This is a genomic window from Bradyrhizobium amphicarpaeae (assembly GCF_002266435.3).
GTDB classification, from domain to species: Bacteria; Pseudomonadota; Alphaproteobacteria; order Rhizobiales; family Xanthobacteraceae; genus Bradyrhizobium; species Bradyrhizobium amphicarpaeae.
Genome location: NZ_CP029426.2, coordinates 5,462,452 through 5,484,315, shown reverse-complemented (window position 1 = coordinate 5,484,315; position 21,864 = coordinate 5,462,452). Strand labels below are relative to the sequence as shown.

General features: G+C 62.5%; 22 protein-coding genes. 19 read left to right on the top strand and 3 right to left on the bottom strand.

Annotated features, from left to right (window positions below; genetic code table 11):
* The first annotated feature begins 2 nt into the window (after positions 1–2).
* From bchC to CIT40_RS25645, 15 genes are all read left to right on the top strand, one after another.
* Entirely contained in the window at positions 3–941 is a 939-nt protein-coding gene (bchC, locus tag CIT40_RS25715) for a chlorophyll synthesis pathway protein BchC (protein WP_094891115.1), read from the top strand.
* On the top strand, positions 941–1,936 hold the full coding sequence (locus CIT40_RS25710) for a chlorophyllide a reductase iron protein subunit X (protein WP_094891116.1): 996 nt from the start codon (positions 941–943) through the stop codon (positions 1,934–1,936). The genes bchC and CIT40_RS25710 overlap by 1 nt, the downstream gene beginning before the upstream one ends.
* A gap of 25 nt (positions 1,937–1,961) precedes the next feature.
* Positions 1,962–3,569: a chlorophyllide a reductase subunit Y gene (bchY, locus tag CIT40_RS25705; protein WP_094891117.1), complete on the top strand. Its 1,608-nt coding sequence runs from the start codon at positions 1,962–1,964 to the stop codon at positions 3,567–3,569.
* Positions 3,569–5,020 (top strand): chlorophyllide a reductase subunit Z, encoded by a 1,452-nt coding sequence (bchZ, locus tag CIT40_RS25700; RefSeq protein ID WP_094891118.1) that lies wholly within the window; start codon positions 3,569–3,571, stop codon positions 5,018–5,020. The genes bchY and bchZ overlap by 1 nt, the downstream gene beginning before the upstream one ends.
* Positions 5,017–5,331 carry a hypothetical protein gene (locus CIT40_RS25695; RefSeq protein ID WP_244611852.1) on the top strand — a complete coding sequence of 105 codons (315 nt, stop codon included), beginning with the start codon at positions 5,017–5,019 and terminating at the stop codon, positions 5,329–5,331. The genes bchZ and CIT40_RS25695 overlap by 4 nt, the downstream gene beginning before the upstream one ends.
* Positions 5,332–5,450: 119 nt before the next feature.
* Positions 5,451–5,669, top strand: coding sequence for a light-harvesting antenna LH1, beta subunit (gene pufB / locus CIT40_RS25690; protein WP_094891119.1), 219 nt, complete (start codon positions 5,451–5,453; stop codon positions 5,667–5,669).
* Between the two features lie 12 nt (positions 5,670–5,681).
* The gene (gene pufA, locus CIT40_RS25685; protein ID WP_015684467.1) at positions 5,682–5,873 is read left to right on the top strand and encodes a light-harvesting antenna LH1, alpha subunit; all 192 of its coding nucleotides are present in this window, start codon (positions 5,682–5,684) and stop codon (positions 5,871–5,873) included.
* Between the two features lie 125 nt (positions 5,874–5,998).
* Positions 5,999–6,835, top strand: a complete 837-nt coding sequence (pufL, locus tag CIT40_RS25680) for a photosynthetic reaction center subunit L (RefSeq protein ID WP_094891120.1) — start codon at positions 5,999–6,001, stop codon at positions 6,833–6,835.
* Between the two features lie 28 nt (positions 6,836–6,863).
* Positions 6,864–7,787, top strand: a complete 924-nt coding sequence (gene pufM, locus CIT40_RS25675; RefSeq protein WP_094891121.1) for a photosynthetic reaction center subunit M — start codon at positions 6,864–6,866, stop codon at positions 7,785–7,787.
* 254 nt (positions 7,788–8,041) lie between these two features.
* On the top strand, positions 8,042–9,427 hold the full coding sequence (gene ppsR / locus CIT40_RS25670) for a transcriptional regulator PpsR (protein ID WP_244611851.1): 1,386 nt from the start codon (positions 8,042–8,044) through the stop codon (positions 9,425–9,427).
* Positions 9,420–10,313 (top strand): chlorophyll synthase ChlG, encoded by an 894-nt coding sequence (gene chlG, locus CIT40_RS25665; protein ID WP_094891123.1) that lies wholly within the window; start codon positions 9,420–9,422, stop codon positions 10,311–10,313. The genes ppsR (CIT40_RS25670) and chlG overlap by 8 nt, the downstream gene beginning before the upstream one ends.
* 2 nt (positions 10,314–10,315) lie before the next feature.
* Entirely contained in the window at positions 10,316–11,671 is a 1,356-nt protein-coding gene (locus tag CIT40_RS25660; RefSeq protein ID WP_094891124.1) for a BCD family MFS transporter, read from the top strand.
* Positions 11,668–12,864 carry a geranylgeranyl diphosphate reductase gene (locus tag CIT40_RS25655; RefSeq protein ID WP_094891125.1) on the top strand — a complete coding sequence of 399 codons (1,197 nt, stop codon included), beginning with the start codon at positions 11,668–11,670 and terminating at the stop codon, positions 12,862–12,864. Before CIT40_RS25660 ends, CIT40_RS25655 begins: the two co-directional genes overlap by 4 nt.
* Positions 12,864–13,352 (top strand): TspO/MBR family protein, encoded by a 489-nt coding sequence (locus CIT40_RS25650; RefSeq protein ID WP_094891126.1) that lies wholly within the window; start codon positions 12,864–12,866, stop codon positions 13,350–13,352. Before CIT40_RS25655 ends, CIT40_RS25650 begins: the two co-directional genes overlap by 1 nt.
* A 41-nt stretch (positions 13,353–13,393) precedes the next feature.
* Positions 13,394–13,660 (top strand): hypothetical protein, encoded by a 267-nt coding sequence (locus tag CIT40_RS25645; RefSeq protein WP_094891127.1) that lies wholly within the window; start codon positions 13,394–13,396, stop codon positions 13,658–13,660.
* 27 nt (positions 13,661–13,687) lie between these two features.
* Here the strand turns inward: CIT40_RS25645 and CIT40_RS25640 are convergent, their stop codons facing one another.
* Complete coding sequence (locus tag CIT40_RS25640; RefSeq protein ID WP_094891128.1) at positions 13,688–14,122, bottom strand: c-type cytochrome; 435 nt, start codon at positions 14,120–14,122, stop codon at positions 13,688–13,690.
* Positions 14,123–14,503: 381 nt separating this feature from the next.
* On the opposite strand from CIT40_RS25640, the gene ppsR (CIT40_RS25635) reads away from it, so the two are divergent.
* Both ppsR (CIT40_RS25635) and CIT40_RS25630 read left to right on the top strand, forming a co-directional pair.
* A complete protein-coding gene (gene ppsR, locus CIT40_RS25635; protein WP_094891129.1) occupies positions 14,504–15,877 on the top strand; it encodes a transcriptional regulator PpsR in 1,374 nt (457 codons plus the stop codon).
* A 1-nt stretch (position 15,878) separates the two neighbouring features.
* Positions 15,879–18,059 (top strand): GAF domain-containing protein, encoded by a 2,181-nt coding sequence (locus CIT40_RS25630; protein WP_094891130.1) that lies wholly within the window; start codon positions 15,879–15,881, stop codon positions 18,057–18,059.
* A 22-nt stretch (positions 18,060–18,081) separates the two neighbouring features.
* Here CIT40_RS25630 and CIT40_RS25625 read toward each other — a convergent pair whose 3' ends face one another.
* Both CIT40_RS25625 and CIT40_RS25620 read right to left on the bottom strand, forming a co-directional pair.
* Entirely contained in the window at positions 18,082–18,774 is a 693-nt protein-coding gene (locus CIT40_RS25625; protein WP_244611849.1) for a biliverdin-producing heme oxygenase, read from the bottom strand.
* A gap of 77 nt (positions 18,775–18,851) precedes the next feature.
* Positions 18,852–19,745, bottom strand: coding sequence for a cobalamin B12-binding domain-containing protein (locus tag CIT40_RS25620; RefSeq protein WP_094891132.1), 894 nt, complete (start codon positions 19,743–19,745; stop codon positions 18,852–18,854).
* Between the two features lie 294 nt (positions 19,746–20,039).
* Here CIT40_RS25620 and bchF point away from each other — a divergent pair, with 294 nt between their 5' ends.
* Both bchF and CIT40_RS25610 read left to right on the top strand, forming a co-directional pair.
* Positions 20,040–20,582 (top strand): 2-vinyl bacteriochlorophyllide hydratase, encoded by a 543-nt coding sequence (bchF, locus tag CIT40_RS25615; protein ID WP_244612016.1) that lies wholly within the window; start codon positions 20,040–20,042, stop codon positions 20,580–20,582.
* On the top strand, positions 20,579–21,862 hold the full coding sequence (locus CIT40_RS25610) for a ferredoxin:protochlorophyllide reductase (ATP-dependent) subunit N (RefSeq protein WP_094891133.1): 1,284 nt from the start codon (positions 20,579–20,581) through the stop codon (positions 21,860–21,862). The genes bchF and CIT40_RS25610 overlap by 4 nt, the downstream gene beginning before the upstream one ends.
* The last annotated feature ends 2 nt before the right edge of the window (positions 21,863–21,864 follow it).

The following is a 21,864-nucleotide window of genomic DNA, read 5'->3' as shown; positions in this document are numbered from 1 at the left end:
CGATGGAGACCATCGCGGTAGTTCTCAAGCAGCCGGAGCAGATCGAGCTCAATCGGCTTGCTTTGACGCCTCCGACCGCTGACGACGTCGTCGTCGATATCGACTGGAGTGGCGTCAGCACCGGCACCGAGCGTTTGCTGTGGTCGGGACGCATGCCTCCGTTTCCGGGCATGGGATATCCGCTCGTGCCCGGCTACGAGTCGGTCGGGCGTGTCGTCGAAGCGGGATCTGCCACGGCACTGCATCCTGGCCAGCGGGTCTTCGTTCCCGGCGCGAAGTGTTTTGGCGAGGTTCGCGGCCTGTTCGGTGCTTCCGCTTCGCGCCTGGTGGTGGCTGCGAAGCGCGTGGTGCCGCTCGATCAGAATCTCGGTGAACGTGGAATCCTGCTGGCGCTGGCAGCAACGGCCTATCACGCCATTGCGGCCCGCGGTGCCTCGGCCCCGGACTGCATCGTCGGTCATGGCGTGCTGGGGCGGCTGCTGGCCCGCATCTCCATCGCTGCTCGCAACGAGCCGCCGACCGTGTGGGAGAAGAATCCTGCGCGGGTCGGAGGCGCCATCGATTACGGCGTGATCGATCCCGAGCACGATACGCGGCGCGACTACAAGAGCATCTACGACGTCAGCGGCGATGCGGGCCTGCTCGATTCGCTGATCGGTCGCATCGCCCCGGGCGGCGAGATCGTGCTGGCCGGCTTCTACAGCGAGCGGCTGTCCTTCGCGTTTCCGCCCGCGTTCATGCGCGAGGCGCGACTTCGCGTTGCCGCGGAGTGGCAGCCCTCCGATCTCGTCGCGATCAAGGCCCTGATCGAATCCGGACGGCTCTCGCTCGATGGCCTGATCACCCACCACCACGCTGCTGCCGATGCCTCGAACGCCTATCGCGTCGCCTTCGAGGATCGGGCCTGCCTGAAAATGGTCCTGAACTGGAGTTCGCTCTGATGAACGTCGTGCCAAACATCAACATGAAAGACGCTCTGCGAGCGGAAGCGTCGATCGAACCGGATGCACCTCTTGTGACACCGGTGACCAAGGAAACGCAGATTATTGCCATCTACGGCAAGGGCGGCATCGGCAAGAGTTTCACGCTGGCCAATCTGTCTTACATGATGGCGCAACAAGGCAAGAAAGTGCTGCTGATCGGCTGCGACCCGAAGAGCGACACCACGTCGCTGCTGTTCGGCGGTCGCGCTTGTCCGACCATCATCGAGACGTCGTCAAAGAAGAAGCTCGCTGGTGAGGAGGTCAAGATCGGTGACGTCTGCTTCAAGCGCGACGGCGTGTTTGCGATGGAGCTCGGCGGCCCCGAGGTCGGTCGTGGCTGTGGTGGCCGGGGCATCATCCACGGCTTCGAGTTGTTGGAGAAGCTTGGCTTCCACGAGTGGGGGTTCGACTATGTGCTGCTCGACTTCCTCGGCGACGTGGTCTGCGGCGGCTTCGGCCTGCCGATCGCGCGCGACATGTGCCAGAAGGTCATCGTCGTGGGCTCGAACGATCTGCAATCGCTCTACGTCGCCAACAATGTCTGCTCCGCGGTGGAGTATTTCCGCAAGCTCGGCGGCAATGTCGGCGTCGCCGGCATGGTCATCAACAAGGACGACGGCACCGGCGAGGCGGCAGCCTTTGCCCAGACGGTCGGAATTCCAGTGCTTGCGGCAATCCCGGCCGACGACGACATCCGCAAGAAGAGCGCGAATTACGAGATCATCGGCCTGCCGGGCGGGCAGTGGAGCTCGCTGTTCGAACAGCTCGCCACCAATGTCGGCCTGGCGCCGCCGGTTCGCCCGACGCCGCTGACACAGGACGGCTTGCTCGGCCTGTTCAAGGGCGAAGTGGTCGGCCGCGGCGTCGTGCTCGAGCCTGCGACCATGGAAGACATGTGCGGCAAGTCGGTCGTCGACAAGCCGTCCCTTGAAGTCGTCTACGACGCGGCGTGAGCGGCAGCATGATGCGGAGCGCAACATGAACGTCATTCTGCCACGATACGCAGGCGCGATAGCCGAGTCCGTCGTGAACGAGCCCGTCGAAGTCGAGGTGGCTGCGACGGACGATGTCGTTGCACCGCCCGCCATCAACGCGGCAGCGACGAAGAGCGACGGCCTGGGTTGCCATGCCGGTGCTGCCGAACTCAAGGCAGCCGCCAGCGCTGCGGGAAAGAGCGATATCCTCGATCGCTATGCCACCGACTATCCCAAGGGTCCGCATGACCAGCCGCAAAGCATGTGCCCGGCATTCGGTTCGCTGCGGGTCGGCCTGCGGATGCGGCGCACTGCGACGGTTCTGTCGGGCTCGGCCTGTTGCGTCTACGGGCTGACCTTCACTTCGCATTTCTACGGTGCGCGACGGACGGTCGGCTACGTTCCCTTCAACTCCGAGACTCTGGTCACCGGCAAGCTGTTCGAGGACATTCGCGAAGCTGTCTTCAAGCTCGCCGACCCCACGCTATACGACACTATCATCATCACCAATCTTTGTGTGCCGACGGCGTCCGGCGTTCCCCTTGATCTGTTGCCGGATGAAGTCAACGGCGTCCGAATCATTGGTATCGACGTGCCTGGCTTCGGTGTGCCGACCCATGCCGAGGCCAAGGACGTGCTGGCGGCGGCGATGCTCGAATATGCCCGCAAGGAAGTGGAGCAGGGGCCGGTTCAGGCGCCGCGCGGCGGCAAGAGCGACCGGCCGACGGTCACGCTGGTCGGAGAGATGTTTCCGGCGGATCCCGTCGGCATCGGTATGATGCTGGAGCCGCTCGGTCTGGCGGCTGGTCCGGTGGTGCCGACGCGCGAGTGGCGGGAGCTCTATGCCGCACTCGACGGCTCCGTCATTGCTGCGATCCATCCGTTCTACACGGCGAGCTTTCGCCAGTTCGAGTTGGCCGGGCGTAATATCGTGGGGTCCGCGCCGGTCGGCCACGATGGCACCGAAGCCTGGCTTGAATCCATCGGTACGGTCTGCAACGTCGCGCGGGACAAGATCGACGCCGCCAAGAACCGCTTCCTGCCGATGATCAAGGCCGCGCTGGCGGCGAAGCCGATCGACGCGCGCATCACGATCTCCGGCTACGAAGGTTCCGAACTTCTCGTCGCGCGGCTCCTCATCGAGAGCGGCGCGCGCGTACCCTATGTCGGTACGGCCTGCCCGAGGACGCAATGGTCCGATGTCGACCGCGGATGGCTGGAAGCCAGAGGCACACGCGTTCAGTATCGCGCGTCGCTGGAAATGGATCTGGCCGCCGTCGGCGAGTTCAAGCCCGATCTGGCCATCGGCACCACGCCCATCGTCCAGAAGGCAAAACAGCTTGCGATCCCGGCGCTGTATTTCACCAATCTGATCTCGGCGCGGCCGTTGTTTGGCGTCGCCGGCGCCGGCTCGCTGGCGCAGGTTGTCAACGCTGCGCTCGCCAATCAGAGCCGCTTCGACGAGATGAAGGAGTTCTTCGGCAATGTCGGCGAGGGCCACGCGGCCGGCATCTGGGAAGATACGCCGAACGAAAACGTGGCCTTCCGGGAGAAATACAGGAAACAGATCGAAGCCCAGGCCAAGAAGCGCAAAGCCGAGGAGATGATCTGATGCTGGTCCTCGATCACGATCGCGCGGGCGGCTATTGGGGCGCGGTCTACGCCTTCACTGCGGTGAAGGGCATGCAGGTCATCATCGATGGTCCGGTCGGCTGCGAGAATCTGCCGGTTACATCGGTGCTGCATTATACCGACGCGCTACCGCCGCATGAACTGCCCATCGTAGTGACGGGACTCGGCGAGGAAGAGCTGGGCCAGACCGGCACCGAAGGCGCGATGAAGCGCGCCCACCGCGTGCTCGATCCCTATCTGCCGGCCGTCGTGGTCACCGGTTCGATCGCCGAAATGATCGGCGGTGGCGTGACGCCGGAGGGAACCAACATCAAGCGTTTCCTGCCGCGCACCATCGACGAGGATCAATGGCAAAGCGCAGACCGTGCCATCGTCTGGCTCTGGAAGGAGTACGGCGTCAAGAAGATTCCGGAGCTCAAGCCCCGCGCCGAAGGCGTCAAACCCCGCGTCAACATCATCGGGCCGATCTACGGCACCTTCAACATGCCGTCCGACCTCGCCGAAATCCGCCGGCTGATCGAGGGCATCGGCGCCGAAATCAACATGGTATTTCCGCTTGGTAGTCACCTCGCAGACATTCCGAAGCTGGTGAACGCCGACGTCAACGTCTGCATGTACCGCGAGTTCGGCCGGATGCTGTGCGAGGCGCTGGAGCGGCCGTATCTGCAGGCGCCGATCGGCCTGCACTCCACCACCAGGTTCCTGCGCAAGCTCGGCGAACTTCTGGGTCTCGATCCCGAGCCATTCATCGAACGCGAGAAACACACGACCATCAAGCCGCTGTGGGATTTGTGGCGATCGGTCACCCAGGATTTCTTCGGCACGGCCAGCTTCGCCATCGTCGCCAACGAGACGTATGCGCGCGGCGTCAGAAACTTCCTGGAAAAGGAAATGGGTCTGCTGTGCACCTTCTCCTTCCCACGCAAGGCGGGCGTCAAGCCGGACAACGATGCCGTACGATCTGCGGTGCGTGAGAAGCCGCCGCTGATCCTGTTCGGCAGCTACAACGAACGCATGTACCTGGCAGAGGCCGGTGGCCGCGCGATCTATGTGCCGGCGTCTTTCCCAGGCGCGGTGATCCGCCGGCACACCGGCACGCCGTTCATGGGCTATTCGGGCGCGACCTATCTCGTTCAGGAAGTCTGCAACGCGCTGTTCGACGCGTTGTTCAATATCCTGCCGCTCGCAGCCGATCTGGATCGCGTCGATCCGACGCCGGCCCGGCTGCACGAGGAAATCGTCTGGAGCGACGAAGCCAAGGCGCTGCTCGACGAGGTGTTGGAGGCCCATCCGGTGCTGGTGCGCATCTCGGCCGCAAAGCGCCTGCGCGACGCCGCGGAGAGCGGCGCGCGCCAGGCCGGCGAGGCGCGCGTCACCACGGATTTCGTGACTAGGGCCCGCGCGGCGCTGATGAGTGGAGCGCCAGCATGAGAATGGTTGAAGCCGGCTTGTTTCCGGCAATTCCGTATCTGCACCTGAAGGACGATATGCGGGAGGTGATGTCGATGTCCGATTATGCTTATGGCGATCGAACGAAAGCGCACGGCGAGAACAAAACCGTCGAATCCCAAGTGGTGTTTGGCGCCTGCTACGTGGCCTTTCTGGTGCGAGCTGTGCTCTCGCGATTGACACCCTGGCGCAAACGAGCGGCCTTCGACCATTACAGGAATCACGAGTCGATCTTCGCTGAGGCCCGCAGTGCCGCCGGCACGATCGTGACGTCGTCGTTCATGGGGCTGTGATCGGGATTCCGTCCGGCGCATTGCCGGGCGGATAACTGCCGTATCGATGGATCCGGCAATCGCTGTCGCCCACGCTCGGGCGACGAACGGCCGCAAGGCCATCACTAGGAGGATACCAAATGAAGGACGGTTCCTTATCGGGGCTATCCGAAGCCGAAGCCAAGGAATTCCATTCGATATTCATGACGAGCTTCCTGCTCTTCACGGCTGTCGCGGTGGTTGCCCATATCCTCGCCTGGATGTGGCGTCCCTGGTTGCCCGGACCGGGCGGCTACAAGACGACGGCGCTGGATAGCCTCCAGCACGTCGCCAGCGTCACCCTTTCGTACCTGACATAGACGGAGGCAATCATGTGGCGAATTTGGCTTCTGTTCGATCCGCGCCGTGCCTTGGTCGCGCTCTTCACGTTCCTGTTCGGACTGGCGATCGTGATCCACTTCATCCTGCTCTCGACAGACCGGTTCAACTGGCTGGACGGGCCCCGCAAGGCGAAAACGTCGGAGATCACTCTGCCGTACACACCACCAAGCATGCCGTCCTGATGGCATGACGAACTGCGTACCGGAATCGGGCGAGGCAGGATCGAGCGGCCGGTCTCGTCCGCTTCCGGTAACTGCCAGGCGAAAAACGACAAAGACGATGGATTTCGCACGCGGAGGAACGGACGATGGCAATGCTCAGCTTTGAAAGAAAATATCGCGTTCGTGGTGGGACGCTCATCGGCGGCGATCTGTTCGATTTCTGGGTCGGCCCGTTTTACGTCGGGTTCTTCGGGGTGACGACGGTGTTCTTCTCATTCGTCGGCATCGCGATGATCCTCTGGAATACTGCGCTCGGACCGACCTGGAATCTCTGGCAGATCAGCGTCAATCCGCCTGATGTCAAATACGGCTTGTCCTTCGCGCCGCTGCAGGAAGGCGGGATCTGGCAGATCGTCACGATTTGCGCGCTCGGAGCCTTCGTGTCATGGGCGCTTCGCGAGGTCGAGATCTGCCGCAAGCTCGGGATCGGCTATCACGTGCCCTTCGCCTTCGGCTTCGCCATCTTCGCCTATTTTACCCTGGTGGTGATCCGGCCGGTCTTGATGGGATCGTGGAGCTACGGTTTTCCCTACGGCATCATCACCCATCTCGATTGGGTGTCGAACACCGGCTACCAATACGGCAACTTCCATTACAACCCAGCGCACATGATCGCCATCACGTTCTTCTTCACGACGTGCCTGGCGCTGGCTCTGCATGGCGGCCTCATTCTGTCGTCGACCAATCCTGACAAGGGTGAACCGGTGAAAACGCCGGAGCACGAGAACACGATGTTCCGGGACCTGATCGGCTATTCAGTCGGCACGATCGGCATCCATCGCCTCGGGTTGTTTATCGCCCTATCGGCAGTGTTCTTCAGCGCGGTCTGCATCGTGATCAGCGGGCCGCTATGGTCGGAGGGCAATGCCTGGTCGGAGTGGTGGAACTGGTGGCGCAACCTTCCGATCTGGTCCTCAAACTAATTCCGGTCATCAGAGAGAGTCCTGAGCCATGGCCCAATATCAAAACTTCTTCACACAGGTGCAGGTGCGTAGCACCATCTACCCCGGGATTCCGATCCAGCCCGGAATATGGGTTCGTACCAGTGAAGGCCGGTTCAATTACTGGCTCGGAAAGATCGGTGACGCCCAGGTCGGACCGTTTTATCTCGGATTTCTCGGGCTTGCGTCGATCGCCTGCGGCATCGTCGCGATCGAGATCATCGGTCTCAATATGCTCGCATCGGTGAACTGGAGCCCGATCGAATTCGTTAGACAACTGCCCTGGCTGTCGCTGGAGCCGCCGAAGCCTGAATACGGCATCAGTTTTCCGCCATTGCAGGAGGGAGGGTGGTGGCTGATGGCCGGCTTCTTCCTCACGACCTCGATCCTGTTGTGGTGGGGTCGCACGTACCGTCGGGCCCGTGCACTCGGCATGGGCACGCACGTGTCATGGGCCTTCGCGTCCGCGATCTGGCTCTATCTGGTGCTCGGCTTCATCCGGCCGCTGCTGATGGGGCACTTCAGCGAGGCCGTTCCGTTCGGGATCTTCCCGCATCTCGACTGGACCAACAACTTCTCGATCACCCACGGCAACCTCTTCTACAATCCGTTCCACATGCTCTCGATCGCGTTCCTGTACGGCTCCGCCCTGCTGTTCGCCATGCATGGCGCGACGATCCTGGCAGTCAGCCGCTATGGCGGCGAGCGCGAGATCGAGCAGATCGTCGACCGCGGTACGGCGCTCGAGCGAGCGGCCTTGTTCTGGCGCTGGACCATGGGCTTCAACGCGACGGCGGAATCTATCCACCGCTGGGCCTGGTGGTTTGCTGTGCTCTGCCCCCTCACGGGCGGCATCGGGATCCTGCTCTCCGGTACCGTCGTGGACAACTGGTTCGACTGGGGCGTCAAGCACGGCTTGGCACTGCCGCGATAATTCATTTGAAGATCTGGCGCGCGCCGGATTGCAACATGCCGCTGCGGCGCGCGCACGCTTTCATCGTCTTCCCGGCTCGGCTGTCCGAGACGACGCGGCGGCGTACGGCCTGATCCGGGCTTCGTGCGTCATTCGTCCGCCAACAAAAAACGGGCTCGAGGAACGCTAGGTGAGAGATCACGGTTTGTTGGAGGATATTTGCCCTGGTTCAGGTGTTCAAATCTCCGAAGGAGTCGCTGGGGAATCTCGGCGCATTGCCAGTCGCGAACCTGATCGCGGCAGCAAGCGACGTCGCTGTGATCATCGACGGCGAGGGGGTGATTCGGGACGTCGCCTTCAACAAGGAAGACCTTTCGCTGGAGCTCGATGCCCACGGCCGCTGGCTGGGCTCGAAGCTGGCCGACATCGTGACCTCCGAAACCACTCCCAAAACCAGAGAGTTGCTCCAGGACGCGGTGAACCGAAAATCCTCGATCTGGCGCCAGGTGAACCATCCGTCGCCCGGCGGCGCGGATATTCCGGTGCTGTATTCGGCTGTCAACATCGGACGCAGCGATCGATTTGTCGTGGTCGGTCGCGATCTACGTCAGCTGGCAGCGATGCAGCAGCGGCTCGTCAACGCCCAACAATCGATGGAACGCGACTACGTCCGGCTGCGCCAAGCCGAAACGCGATATCGCCTGCTGTTCCAGGTCTCGTCGGAAGCGGTCATGATCGTTGATGCCTCCAACAATGCCATTCTTGAGATCAACCCGACCGCGCTGGCGCTGCTCGACGCGAGCGCGCCGCAGGTTCTGAAATCGAATCTCGCCTCACATTTCGTTTCGGCGGATGCCGAGCCGGTTCAAACCCTGCTGTCCAATGTTCGCGCCACCGGGCGTGACGGCGACGTCCGTGCCCGGCTTACGAAGGGAGACCGGGAGTGCTTTGTCGCCGTGTCTCAGTTCCGGCAGGAGAACGCGACCTTGTTTCTGGTCCGCCTGTCGTCGCAGCAGACGCCGGCGCAAGCCGGCGCGCTGAAGGCAACATCGAGCTTGCTGGAGTATTTCGACGCCGCGCCCGACGCGTTGGTCATCACCGGGCATGACGGCCGCATCGTCAAGGCGAACCCGGCCTTCACAGAGATGGCGCAGCTCGGCAGTGCGGAGCAGGCGCGCGGCGAATTGCTGGACCGCTGGCTCGGTCGGGCCGGTGTCGACTTTGGAGTGGCATTCGCCAATCTTCGCCAAACCGGTTCGATCAAGCTGTTCTCGACTTCGCTGCGCGGCGAACGTGGCGCGACGACGGATGTCGAGGTTTCAGCGGCATCTCTGACCCACGACGACCGCAAGCAGGGTTTCGGCTTCGCAATCCGCAATGTCGAGAAGCGTCTTTCGGCATCGCCGTCCTCGGCCCGCGAGCTCCCGCGCTCTGTGGCACAACTGACCGAGCGGATCGGCCGTGTTCCGCTGCGCGATCTCGTACGCGAGGCGACCGACGTCATTGAAAAGCTCTCGATCGAGGCTGCTCTCGAATTGACCGGCGACAATCGTGCGTCGGCTGCGGAAATGCTCGGCCTCAGCCGTCAGAGCCTCTATGTCAAGCTCCGGCGCTTTGGGCTTGCCGAGCACACGGGTGAAGGTGAGGCCGAAGATGACTAGTGCCGTTGTCAGTCATCCCGCGCCCTCGGTCGTTCTCGAACTGCTGAAGCCGATCACATGGTTTCCGCCGATGTGGGCGCTGGGGTGTGGGATCGTGTCCTCGGGCGTTTCGCCGGGCCAGCGTTGGCCGATGATCGTCGCGGGTGTGCTGCTGGCAGGACCGATGGTCTGCGGCACCAGCCAGGCCGTGAACGACTGGTACGACCGTCATGTCGATGCCATCAACGAGCCGGGCCGGCCAATTCCGTCAGGACGAATTCCCGGCCGCTGGGGTCTCTACATCGCGATCGTTTGGACGGCTCTGTCGTTGCTTCTGGCGACCATGCTCGGTACCTGGGGCTTTGCCGCTGCAATCGTCGGTCTCGTGCTGGCCTGGGCCTATAGCGCGCCGCCGATCCGCCTCAAGCAGAATGGCTGGTGGGGCAACGCGGCGTGCGGGCTTTGTTATGAAGGTCTGCCCTGGTTCACGGGCGCCGCGGTGATGAGCGCATCCGCGCCCGACTGGCGCATCGTCGTGATCGCGCTGCTCTATAGCATCGGTGCCCACGGCATCATGACTCTCAACGATTTCAAGTCCGTCGAGGGCGACAGGCGGATGGGGATCGATTCGCTCCCGGTGCTGCTTGGCGTCGGCAATGCCGCGCGCCTCGCCTGTGCGGTGATGGCAGTGCCGCAGGTTGCGGTCGTGGTGCTTCTACTGGCATGGCAGCGCCCATTTTATGCGGCGGCGGTCGGCGCGCTGCTCTTTGCACAGTTGTCACTGATGGCCCATTTCCTCGGAAGTCCGCGCGAGCGCGCTCCCTGGTATAACGGAACCGGGATCAGCTGCTATGTCGTCGGCATGCTCATCAGCGCTTTTGCGCTGGCTGCGATGAAAGCGAACTGACCATGAACAGCCCGGTTCTTTCGTGGTTTGGCATTGTCAGGCTCGGCCTGGTTCAGACCGGCCTCGGCGCGATCGTGGTCTTGACGACTTCGACGCTGAACAGGGTCATGGTGGTCGAACTGGTGATGCCGGCGATCCTGCCGGGCGCTCTCGTCGCCGTTCACTATGCCCTTCAGGTCTTCCGGCCGGCTTGGGGCCATGGCTCGGATCTCGGGGCGAGGCGAACGCCGTGGATCGTCGGCGGCATGGCGGTACTCGCAACCGGCGGCTTGATGGCCTCGATCGCGACGGCCTGGATGACGACGCATGCACTATTTGGCATCGCGCTTGCGGTGGTTGCCTTCTGTTTGATCGGCGCGGGCGTCGGCGCCGCCGGTACGTCGCTGCTGGTGTTGCTTGCCAAGCGCACCGACGACAACCGCCGCGCGGCAGCGGCGACCATCGTCTGGGTGATGATGATCGCCGGCTTTATCGTGACCACCGGTGTAGCGGGCCATTGGCTCGATCCGTTTTCGCCCGTGCGATTGATCGTGGTTTCGGGATCTGTCTCCGTGGTAGCGATGGTTCTCACGATTGTCGGCGTATGGGGCGTCGAGGGACGTTCCGTCGCCCGTGCCCGACCGGTCTTGAACTCGCCGAGCCGCCAGTCGTCCTTTCGCGAAGCGTTCATGGAAGTATGCACCGAGCCAAAATCGCGACGGTTCGCGATCTTTGTCTTTGTCTCGATGCTCGCCTATAGCGCGCAGGATCTGATCCTGGAGCCGTTCGCCGGCGCGGTGTTCGGCCTCACGCCAGGCGAGACGACGAAGCTTTCGGGCGTCCAGCATGCGGGAACGTTGATCGGCATGGCCATGGTGCCGTTGATCGGCGCGATCTATCCACGATCCCGCGGAAACCTGCAGATTTGGACCATCGGGGGATGCCTTGCCTCGGCAATCGCGCTGTTGTGTCTGGCGGCCGCAGCCGTTGTCGGGCCGTCCTGGCCGCTGCGCGAGACAGTGTTCATGCTCGGCGTCACCAATGGGGCCTACGCCGTGGCGGCGATCGGCTCGATGATGGCGCTGGTCGGGGCGGGCGGCGAGAGGCGCGAAGGCGTGCGCATGGGTCTGTGGGGCGCTGCGCAGGCGTTTGCGTTCGGGATCGGTGGATTCCTGGGAACGCTGGCCAGCGACATCGCGCGGTATGTCCTGACGTCGGCGGCATTGTCTTATTCCGCGGTGTTCGCATCGGAGGCAGGATTGTTCGTCGTTGCCGCCGTGATGGCCGTTTGGGTTCATCGCGCTCCGGCAAAGGACGAGACGCAGCAGCGCGCTTTCGGTTCGCCGTTGGCCGCTATCGCAGAAGGAGCGCAGTCATGACCAGTTCGGAGATCTTCGATGTCGTGGTGGTCGGCGGAGGGCCCTCCGGTGCGACGGCCGCGCACGATCTTGCAAAGCTCGGGCGGAGCGTGCTCTTGCTCGACCGTGCCGGGCGCATCAAGCCTTGCGGCGGCGCGATCCCGCCGCGGCTGATCCGCGACTTCGACATCCCCGATTACCTTCTGGTCGCGCACGTCAACTCCGCCCGGATGGTGTCACCATCGGACCAGCAGGTTGACATGCCCATTGATGGCGGCTTTGTCGGCATGGTCGACCGCGATGTGTTCGACGAATGGTTGCGGACACGTGCCGCTGACGCCGGCGCACAACGGCGGACCGGCCTGTTCAAGCGTTTCAAGCGCGACGATGCAGGGACGACTGTCGTCCATTATGAGGAACGCGTCGCCGACGGCTCCATGGTGGAAAGCAGCGTTCGGGCCCGGGCGCTGATCGGCGCCGACGGCGCCTTGTCGGCGGTGGCACGGCAGTGTCTTCCCGGCGCGGACCGGCTGCCTTACGTGTTTGCCTATCATGAGATCGTTCGCGCGCCGCCGGCGGCGTCCAGCTTCGATGGTACGCGTTGCGACGTCTATTATCGCGGCAGTGTGTCTCCTGACTTCTACGGCTGGGTCTTCCCGCATGGCGACACCGTCAGCGTCGGAACAGGCTCCGCCCGCAAGGGATTTTCATTGCGGGAGTCCGTGGGTGGCCTGCGCGATGCCGCGGGGCTTGGCGCGTCCGAGACGATCCGCCGTGAGGGCGCCCCGATCCCGCTGCACCCGCTGCCGCGATGGGATGACGGGCGCAGCGTGCTGCTGGCCGGCGATGCAGCGGGTGTCGTTGCGCCCGCGTCGGGCGAGGGCATTTACTACGCAATGATCGGCGGACGCCTGTCGGCGGAAGCCGTTGACGATTTTCTGGAGACCGGCGACGCCAAAGCTCTGCGCAATGCGCGGAAGCGATTCATGCGGCTGCACGGCGTCGTATTCTGGATCCTCGGCGTGATGCAGTGGTACTGGTACTCCAATGATCGTCGCCGCGAACGCTTCGTTAGCATTTGCCGCGATCGCGACGTCCAGAAGTTGACGTGGGATGCCTATATGAACAAGGAACTGGTTCGCGCCAAGCCGGTCGCCCATGTGCGCATTTTCTTCAAGAACCTCGCCCACATGGCAGGGTTGGCATCGGCGTAATGACTATGCGCGGCGGTTTCTGGAAGCCCGTGCTGGTCGCGGCATCGGTTGCGATCTTCATTGCGGTGCTCGGCGGCACGCTGACCGACACCGGGGTCTGGTATCAGGGCCTGCGGAAACCCTCATGGCAGCCACCGGACTGGCTCTTCGGTCCAGCCTGGACCTTGATCTTTGCGCTGGCGACGGCCTCGGCGGTCCACGCCTGGCGCAACGCCGGGAGCCGCGCACAGCGGGAATGGGTGATAGGGCTGTTTGCCCTGAATGGATTCCTCAATGTGTTGTGGAGCACCTTGTTCTTCGCCTTGAAACGTCCGGATTGGGCGTTGATCGAGGTGGCGTTCCTGTGGCTCTCGATCCTGTTGCCGATCATCGTGTTCTGGCGGTCCGCAAGACCTGCGAGCCTTTATCTGGTTCCCTATCTGTTGTGGGTGTCGTTCGCGGCGTTTCTCAACCTCACCGTCGTTCGTCTGAACGGGCCGTTCGCGTGACGAACGGTTGCCAGGATCGGATGTCCATGTGATCTTCCGGCATGGCTGACCTGTTTGCGAGTGGACGCCTCGTCGATTTCATTCTCGTCGTGGTCTTTCTCGAGGCTGCGGCCTTGTTGGTGTATTGGTCGCGTGTACGGCGAGGCATCTCTCCGCGCGATCTCCTCCCCAATCTGTGCGCCGGCGTGTTTCTTCTACTCGCTCTGCGCGCAACCCTCGCCGGCAGCGGCTGGATGTTGGCGAGTGTCTTCCTCGCGGCCGCCGGACTCGCGCATCTGACGGACGTCACCCGGCGTTGGCGCAACTAGCCATCGCACTGGCCTTGCGCCGACCGACTATTTCTTTTCGGAGAATTTGTTGATGTAGGCGATGACGTCCTTGCGCTGCTGCTCGTCAGTGAGCTTGAACGCCATCTTGGTCGAACCGGTCGCCAGATCCGCCTTGCCCTTGTCGGTGAGGAATTTCTTCAGGAATGCGTTCGGATCGGGCAGATACTGCATGATCAATTCGTCGGACCAGACCAGTCCGTTTTCGCCTGCGGCCTTGTTCAACGCCGAATAGGCGAAACCGGGCGCCGTTCCCGATTGCCGGCCGATGACGCCGGTCAGGACCGGTCCGACCAAGTTCTTGGCGTCAGGCCCGATACGGTGGCAGGTCATGCACTGCTTGAAAACCTGCTCACCCTTGGCCGCGTCCTGTGCCAGGGCTGCGTTGCTCGAAAAGACAATGGCTGCTGCGACACAAGCAAAAACTGCAGATTTCACCGGCACGTTGCTCTCCCTGACTTCTGTTTGGTCTCGATTTGAGTGTTAGGATATATTGACAGTTATAAATATCAATTGGCGTTGTCGTTCCTGACATTCTTTTGAGCGGCGTCAAACCAATTCTCAATGGATTCTGCTAGCTGGACGTCCATTGGCAAGATCCCAGCGGTGATGGTCGAAGCCGGTGTCAGGTAAATGTGACAACTAAAACCTTCAAAACAAAGGTGTTTCTTGACTTCGTGCCGGATTTTGCGCATTCCTAGCAAGAAGGGCCTTTAGTTTCGGGTGGCGAGTGTCAGGTGACGTTGGCACGTCCCCTGCATCGGTCCGACTGCCGTTGTTTCGACAGCTTCACGCGTCCGCAGAGAATGATCGGCAGATAACAGAATGGCCGCCTTACCGACCGTACAGCCCGACATCACCCTCCTGCTGGACATGGAGGGTGTGATCCGCGAGGCCACGCTGTCTCCATCGATGAGCGGCGAGACCGTCGAGGGATGGCTCGGCCGCCCATGGGTCGAAGTTGCCGGCGAGATGGGCGGCGAGAAGGTCAAGCGCATGGTCGATGACGCGCGCGTCACCGGCATTTCGGCGTTCCGCCAGATCAACCAGCGCTTTCCGAGCGGCCTCGAAATTCCGATGGAATACACCACGGTGCTGCTGGGCGGCCGTGCCGGGATGCTCGCCATCGGCAAGAACCTGCAGGCCGTCGCCGAGCTTCAGTCGCGCCTGATCGCGGCCCAGCAGACGATGGAGCGCGACTATTGGAAGCTGCGCGAAATCGAGACGCGCTACCGTCTGGTCTTCGACGCATCCAACGAAGCCGTCTTGATCGTGTCGGCCGCCAATCTGCGGATCCTGGAAGCCAACCGCACTGCGATCGAGGCGCTGAATTCGCCGCGTCGCCGGAACGAGGACATCGCGGGACGCGAGCTGCTGCATGACATCGCCGCTGAAGACCGCGATGCGGTTCGCGAAGTGCTGGCCCGCATCCGCGAGCGCGGCAAGGCGCTGAGCATCCTTGTACATCTTGGCCCCGACGCCAAGCCTTGGATGCTGCGGGGCTCGCTGATGACGGCGGAACCCGGCCACGTGTTTCTGCTGCAATTCACTGCAGCGACCGATCTGTCGGCGTCTAAGGACAAAGGTGAGCCATCGACCATCGAGGAGTTGGTCGAGCATTTGCCGGACGGATTTGTGGCGCTCGACGAAGCTGGCGTCATTCGTCACGCCAATCAGGCCTTCCTCGATCTGGTGCAGCTCGGCTCGAAGGCGTCCGCAATCGGAGAATCGCTTGGCAGGTGGCTCTGGCAACCGGGCGCCGATCTGAATGCACTGCTTTCGAATATTCAGCGGCACAAGACCGTGCGGCTTTTCACGACGTCGGTCCGCGGTGAACTCGGCACCGAGACCGAGGTCGAGATTTCGGCCGGAACCGGGGAAGGCGAGCCGAGCCAGATCGGCGTGCTGCTTCGCAATGTGGCCCGTCGCCTGCCGTCGGGCAGCGAGAGTGATTTTTTGCGCACCGCGCTGGGCTCGATGAGCGAGCAGATCGGGAAATCGTCGCTACGCCAGCTCGTGAAGAATACGGTTGGCGTCGTCGAACAGCATTATGTGAAGCAGGCGCTCGAGCTTGCGGGTGGTAATCGGACGGCGACGGCTGAACTTCTGGGATTGAGCCGCCAGAGCCTTTATGCAAAGCTCAATCGTTACGGCCTGGACGACAAGGAGCCGGACGCCGAGGAAACCCCAGAGGACTGAGTTGGCGCTGCATTCGCTCGCTACACCAGCATTCGGAAAAGCCGACCTTTCGAACTGCGAACGGGAAGAGATCCATCTCGCGGGCTCCATACAGCCCCACGGCGCCCTTTTGGTCGTCAGCGAGCCCGATCACCGTGTCGTTCAGGCCAGCGCAAATGCCGCGGCTTTTCTCAACCTGAAGCAGGTCGACGGCATGGCGCTCGCCGATCTCGATGGCGACCTGCTGGTCCGAATTCTCCCGCACCTCGACCCGACCGCCCAGGGAATGCCGATCGCGGTGCGCTGCAGGATCGGAAGCCCCGGCGCAGAATATGACGGGCTGTTGCATCGTCCGCCCGAGGGAGGGCTTGTCATCGAGCTGGAGCGGGCCGGACCGTCGGTCGATTTCACCAGGTACATCGCCAAGGCGCTTGAGAAGATCCGCACAGCGTCCTCGATTCGTGCGCTTTGCGAAGAGGCCGCGACATTGTTTCAGGATCGTACCGGCTACGACCGGGTCATGGTCTACCGTTTCGATGACGAAGGCCACGGCGAAGTGTTTTCGGAGCGCCGCAAGCCGGAGCTCGAGGCGTATCTGGGCAATCGCTACCCGGCGACCGATATTCCGCAGATGGCGCGGCGGCTCTATGAGCGCACGCGTGTCCGCGTGCTGGTGGATGTGAACTATCAGCCCGTCCCGCTGCAGCCCCGGTTGTCGCCGATCACCGGACGGGATCTGGACATGTCGCTCTGCTTCCTGCGCAGCATGTCGCCGATTCACCTTCAGTACCTGAAGAACATGGGTGTAGGCGCCACCCTGGTGATCTCGCTGGTGGTCGGCGGAAAGCTGTGGGGCCTCGTCGCCTGTCACCACTACGAGCCGCGCTTCATCCATTTTGAATTGCGGGCTGTCTGCGAGTTGCTTGCCGAGGCGATCGCGACACGCATAGCGGCGCTTGAGAGCTTTGCGCAAAGCCAGTCCGAGATCTTCGTGCAGCGGCTCGAGCAGCGAATGATCGAGGCGATGTCGCGAGAAGGCGATTGGCGAGGTGCGATCTTCGACAGCTCGCAATCGATCCTTCAGCCGCTCGGTGCGAGTGGAAGCGCTCTGATTTATGAGGGCCAGATCATCTCGACAGGTGAGGTTCCTGGGACACAGGAAATCAGGGAGATTGGCGCTTGGCTGGACACGCATCGCGATGGGTCCGTGGTCGCGACGGCATCGCTCGGTCTTGATCTTCCCCAATTTACGGGAATTACTAAGGTGGCTAGCGGGATCGCGGTGACGCCGATCTCAAGCAATCCCGGCGAATACCTGATCTGGTTCCGGCCGGAGCGCATTCGCACGGTGACCTGGGGCGGCGATCCCCTGAAGCCGTTCGTGATCGGCAACAGTCCCACGGATTTGTCGCCGCGGCGGTCGTTCGCGCAGTGGCATCAGCAGGTCGAGGGAACGTCGGACCCTTGGACGCCGGCCGATCTCGCCGCCGCGCGCCTGATCGGTCAATCGGTGGCGGACATCGTGCTGCAATTCCGCGCGGTGCGTACGCTCATCGCGCAGGACCAGCTCGAACAGTTCAGTCGCCAGGTGCGCGTGTCCGAGCAGCCGGTGATCATCGCCGATATCGACGGCAAGATCCTGCTGGTGAACGAGGCGTTCAAGACGCTGCTGCCGAAGGATCATTCCGCGTTCGGCCAGCTGGAGGAACTGGCCGGGGCATTTCAACAATCGGACCGTTTCCTGAGCGATGTCGCGGACCTCATCCGTCACCATCGTCCCTGGCGCGGCGAGTTGCTGTTGCGCGGCGAAGGCAACCGGGAAAAGCCGTTGATGATCAGAGGAGACCCGGTGCATCCGTCGCGGGACCGCGTGCTTGGTTTCGTGCTGATCTTCTCCGATATCACAGACCGAAAGGCCGCCGAGATCGCGCGCAGCCGTTTCCAGGAAGGCATTGTTCAAAGCAATCGGATCAGCAGCGTCCGTCTGGATTCCAAGACCGACCTCGTCTACCAGAACCTGCTGTCGTCGGTGATCGAGAACGCCCAGCTCGCCGCGCTCGAAATCACCTATGGCGTGGAAACCGGCCGGATCGCCGAGATGCTCGAGAGTGTCAGAAATTCGACACTGCGCACTGCCGAAGTGCTGGAACATCTGATCTGGCATGCGTCGCGGACGTCGGGTAGCGGCAAGCCGAAAGCCTGAATCGCCGCGCGGGCCGGGCGACCTAGTCCACGGCAGCGACCGCGGCAGGCTCATGTGGCACCGCAGCCTCGACGGCGCAGGAGAGGTCGATATTCATGGAAAAGGCGATTGCGCCTTCCTCCACCACGGCGTGCGGATCGGAGGCAAGTGCACCGGCTTCGTCGAGGGCCTTGCGGTAGTCGGCCTTCAGCAAGTCCAGATCCGAAAAGCGCGGAAAGTCGTAGAAGGTCAGGTCCGAAGGACGAAGCTCCAGCGAGCGCGCCAGCAATCGTTGCAGGATCCGACCGCCGCTGAGGTCTCCGAGATAGCGGGTATAGGCATGGGCGATCAGTCGCATGCCGTCGCCATCGGCCACATGCGCAACCCGCTTGGCGTAGATATCGCCGGCGGCAAGCAGCGGAATGTCCTCAATTCGTCGCTGGCCGCACAGCGCAGCAAGGTCGGATTCGATTGCGAGCGTGCGCTCAAGCCGGTAGCGGTAGAGCAATGCGATGCCGGGAGAATCGCGATGGCGTTCGAGCCCATGCTCCATCGCCCGGTAGGCCGGAAGCAGATTGCGCAACAGCAGGATGTAGCCTGCCCGGCTTGCTTCACCCCGCAGCAGACCGCGAATGATGCCGGTCCGCTCAGCTTCTGCATGCAGGGCCTTGGTACGGAGATAGAGTGCAGTCACGACGCTGGGCGGGGAGGAGACATCCACCGTCGCGGCCGTCATTCCCGTTGCGTCCGCAATGGGTTTGGAAGGTAAGCTTCGTCGCGTCAATCTGCGCCGCCCCTGTGCGCCGAGGCCGGTCACTTCCGCCCCTTCATTTGCTCGATGAGACCATGCGCCTGATGCGGCGCGGTGATCGCATCGGCCGACATCATATCGGCTCCCATCGACGCCACAAGGCCGGGCTGAGCGGTTATCATCGGCCCGCCCAGAATGATGCCGACATGCCTATTGCGCGAGTCGCGCCTGATGTCGTGGATGTCCTTCTTCAACTCGTCGAGCCGCCGGTCGCTGCTGACGGAAAAGCCGACGATGTCGAACCAGTGATTATGCACCAGGGATGTCAGCTCCTGATGCGACGAGAACGGCCCGGTGCAGAGATTCCAGCCGGCGCGGCGGAAGAACTCGGCCACCATGGATAGTCCGAAGCTGTGCTGGTCACCGGGGATGATCGTCAGCAGGGCCGATTCGCCGCCGTGGTTGTCGCCGGCTTCCTGCGCGAAGCTATCGCCGAGGCGGTGCATGATGAGCTGCAATCGCCCGACGCCGACGGTCACGCTGGCAAAATCCGTCGTGTCCGATTCCCATTGCGCGCCGAGCTGTCGCGCTGCGGGCGCCAGCAGATCGATAAAGATCGATTCGACCGAGGCACCTTTCGCCTGGAGATCCACGACGTAGGCGAACGCCGCGCCGTCATCGGCGCCAAGCGCCAGCGCGGCAAACATTTCCACTTCGGTCGGCGCGGTCGGTTCGGCGGTCTCCGGCGGCTTTGCAATCGGTGCGCTGCGCAACGCCAGCACGATCTTGGGAATGATCTGCGTCTTGATGGTCCGGACCACCGCGACCGGCTGCAGTGTCGGGCGAAAGCGCCAGATGGGCGCGGGAATTCTCTGTCTGAGCGATTTGGGACGAGACGCCGAAGCGGTGTCGGTGGCGCTACCGGTTGAGAAGGATCGCTCGTTCACATCGGTCATATCTCACTCCCCCCAACATTAAGTCCCTGAGTTCGAAAACCGTCAAGTTCAATTTACGTATGGTTTAGTTGACAGTTCTTGAAGCGAGGTTTAGCCTTCTTTCCATCAAGCCCGCACGTAGGGAGTGGCGCGGTGCAGTTTCGAGCAGCTAAAAGCGGCCAATTTTCCGGACACGGCGACCCTTCGCCGGCAGCTGCTCGATTTCCCCACCCGATATCGCATCACCACGCTGAGGGACTGTCAAACAATCTTTACAGTTTGGCGCATAAATCCGTCGCTGCGCCTGCGAATGCAATTTCGAAGCTTGGCAACCTCGGATCGCAAGCAAGCTCGCCGGCGCAAGCACTTAAGACGCTGTACACGCCGGAACAACGCATTCGCCGCGACGCAACAAGGTGGACCCTGGTCCAGGGCATTCTCGCACCGGTCCAGTTTGTGGTTTTCCTGATCAGCCTGGCGCTGGTGCTCCGTTATCTGTTCAACGGTGAGGGCTTCGCCATCGCGACGGCGTCGATCGTCGTCAAGACGCTCGTGCTCTACGCGATCATGATCACCGGTTCGATCTGGGAACGGGAAGTCTTCGGCTGCTATTTGTTTGCGCCGGCCTTCTTCTGGGAAGACGTCTTCAGTTTCCTCGTGCTGGGCTTGCACACCGGTTACCTCATCGCGTTGTTTGCCGGGATCGGCGGCCCGCGCGAGCAGATGCTGCTCGCGCTCGCGGCGTACGCGTCATACTTCGTCAATGCCACGCAGTTCCTGTTGAAGCTGCGCGCGGCCCGGCGTGACGAGCGTATTGCATCAGCGGCAGCTCCCTCCGTTTCCGGGAGCCGGGCATGAACGTGCATGTGCAAGGATGTCCGGTCGTAGCGAATGACCTACCAAAGCCGGTCCGTCGCGAGAGTGGTCAGCGCGAGGTCTTCTGCGGGCTGACCGGCATCGTCTGGCTGCATCGCAAGATCCAGGACGCCTTCTTCCTGGTGGTGGGCTCGCGCACCTGCGCACATCTGATTCAGTCCGCCGCTGGCGTGATGATCTTCGCGGAGCCCCGATTTGCGACTGCTATCATGGAAGAGAAGGATCTCGCCGGGCTCACCGACGCCAACGATGAGCTGGATCGCATCGTGGTTCAGCTGATCGCGCGGCGACCGGACATCCGGCTGCTTTTCCTGGTCGGCTCCTGTCCCTCCGAGGTCATCAAGCTCGATTTGTCGCGCGCCGCGTTGCGGCTGTCGCAGAAATTCTCGCCTGCAGTTCGTATCCTCAATTATTCGGGCAGTGGAATCGAGACAACATTCACGCAAGGCGAGGATGCCTGTCTCGCCTCGCTCGTCCCCGCGGCCCCCCCGACCCGGACGAGCGAGGACCAATTGCTGATCGTCGGCTCGCTGGCGGACGTGGTCGAGGATCAGTTCATCCGCCTGTTCGACGCGTTGGGAATGGGCCGTGTGCAGTTTCTGCCGCCGCGTAACACTGCGGGCCTTCCCGAGATCGGACCGAACACCAAATTCCTCCTGGCTCAACCCTTCCTCGCCGACACTGCGCGCGCGCTGGAAGATCGCGGGGCCGTCCGGTTGGCCGCACCGTTTCCGCTGGGCGTCGAGGGCACGACGGCATGGTTGCGTGCGGCGGCCGACGCATTCGGTGTCGCGCCCGCGCTGTTCGAGGCGGTCACCCAACCTTATCGCATCAGGGCGGAGCGAGCGCTGGTTCGCTATCGTGATCTGCTCGGCGGCCGCAGCATCTTCCTGTTTCCGGATTCCCAGCTCGAAATTCCCCTGGCGAGGTTCTTGTCGCGCGAATTGTCGATGCACTTGGTCGAGGTTGGGACGCCCTATCTGCACCGCGAGCATCTCGCCGAAGAGCTCAGGCTGCTGCCGGACGATGTCGCCCTATCTGAAGGGCAGGATGTCGACCTGCAGCTCGATCGCTGCCGAGCTGCCCGCCCGGATCTGGTGGTGTGTGGGCTTGGACTTGCCAATCCCCTGGAGGCCGAGGGCATGACCACCAAATGGTCGATCGAACTCGTTTTCACGCCCATCCAGGGCTACGAGCAAGCGGCCGATCTTGCCGAATTATTTGCGCGCCCCCTGGTGCGCCGCGCGAAACTGGTGGCCTGATC

Coding starts and splice junctions, on each gene's coding strand:
- bchC (WP_094891115.1), top strand. CDS start 3: ATGGAGACCATCGCGGTAGTTCTCAAGCAGCCGGAGCAGATCGAGCTC.
- CIT40_RS25710 (WP_094891116.1), top strand. CDS start 941: ATGAACGTCGTGCCAAACATCAACATGAAAGACGCTCTGCGAGCGGAA.
- bchY (WP_094891117.1), top strand. CDS start 1,962: ATGAACGTCATTCTGCCACGATACGCAGGCGCGATAGCCGAGTCCGTC.
- bchZ (WP_094891118.1), top strand. CDS start 3,569: ATGCTGGTCCTCGATCACGATCGCGCGGGCGGCTATTGGGGCGCGGTC.
- CIT40_RS25695 (WP_244611852.1), top strand. CDS start 5,017: ATGAGAATGGTTGAAGCCGGCTTGTTTCCGGCAATTCCGTATCTGCAC.
- pufB (WP_094891119.1), top strand. CDS start 5,451: ATGAAGGACGGTTCCTTATCGGGGCTATCCGAAGCCGAAGCCAAGGAA.
- pufA (WP_015684467.1), top strand. CDS start 5,682: ATGTGGCGAATTTGGCTTCTGTTCGATCCGCGCCGTGCCTTGGTCGCG.
- pufL (WP_094891120.1), top strand. CDS start 5,999: ATGGCAATGCTCAGCTTTGAAAGAAAATATCGCGTTCGTGGTGGGACG.
- pufM (WP_094891121.1), top strand. CDS start 6,864: ATGGCCCAATATCAAAACTTCTTCACACAGGTGCAGGTGCGTAGCACC.
- chlG (WP_094891123.1), top strand. CDS start 9,420: ATGACTAGTGCCGTTGTCAGTCATCCCGCGCCCTCGGTCGTTCTCGAA.
- CIT40_RS25660 (WP_094891124.1), top strand. CDS start 10,316: ATGAACAGCCCGGTTCTTTCGTGGTTTGGCATTGTCAGGCTCGGCCTG.
- CIT40_RS25655 (WP_094891125.1), top strand. CDS start 11,668: ATGACCAGTTCGGAGATCTTCGATGTCGTGGTGGTCGGCGGAGGGCCC.
- CIT40_RS25650 (WP_094891126.1), top strand. CDS start 12,864: ATGACTATGCGCGGCGGTTTCTGGAAGCCCGTGCTGGTCGCGGCATCG.
- CIT40_RS25645 (WP_094891127.1), top strand. CDS start 13,394: ATGGCTGACCTGTTTGCGAGTGGACGCCTCGTCGATTTCATTCTCGTC.
- ppsR (WP_094891129.1), top strand. CDS start 14,504: ATGGCCGCCTTACCGACCGTACAGCCCGACATCACCCTCCTGCTGGAC.
- CIT40_RS25625 (WP_244611849.1), bottom strand. CDS start 18,774: ATGACGGCCGCGACGGTGGATGTCTCCTCCCCGCCCAGCGTCGTGACT.
- CIT40_RS25620 (WP_094891132.1), bottom strand. CDS start 19,745: ATGACCGATGTGAACGAGCGATCCTTCTCAACCGGTAGCGCCACCGAC.
- CIT40_RS25610 (WP_094891133.1), top strand. CDS start 20,579: ATGAACGTGCATGTGCAAGGATGTCCGGTCGTAGCGAATGACCTACCA.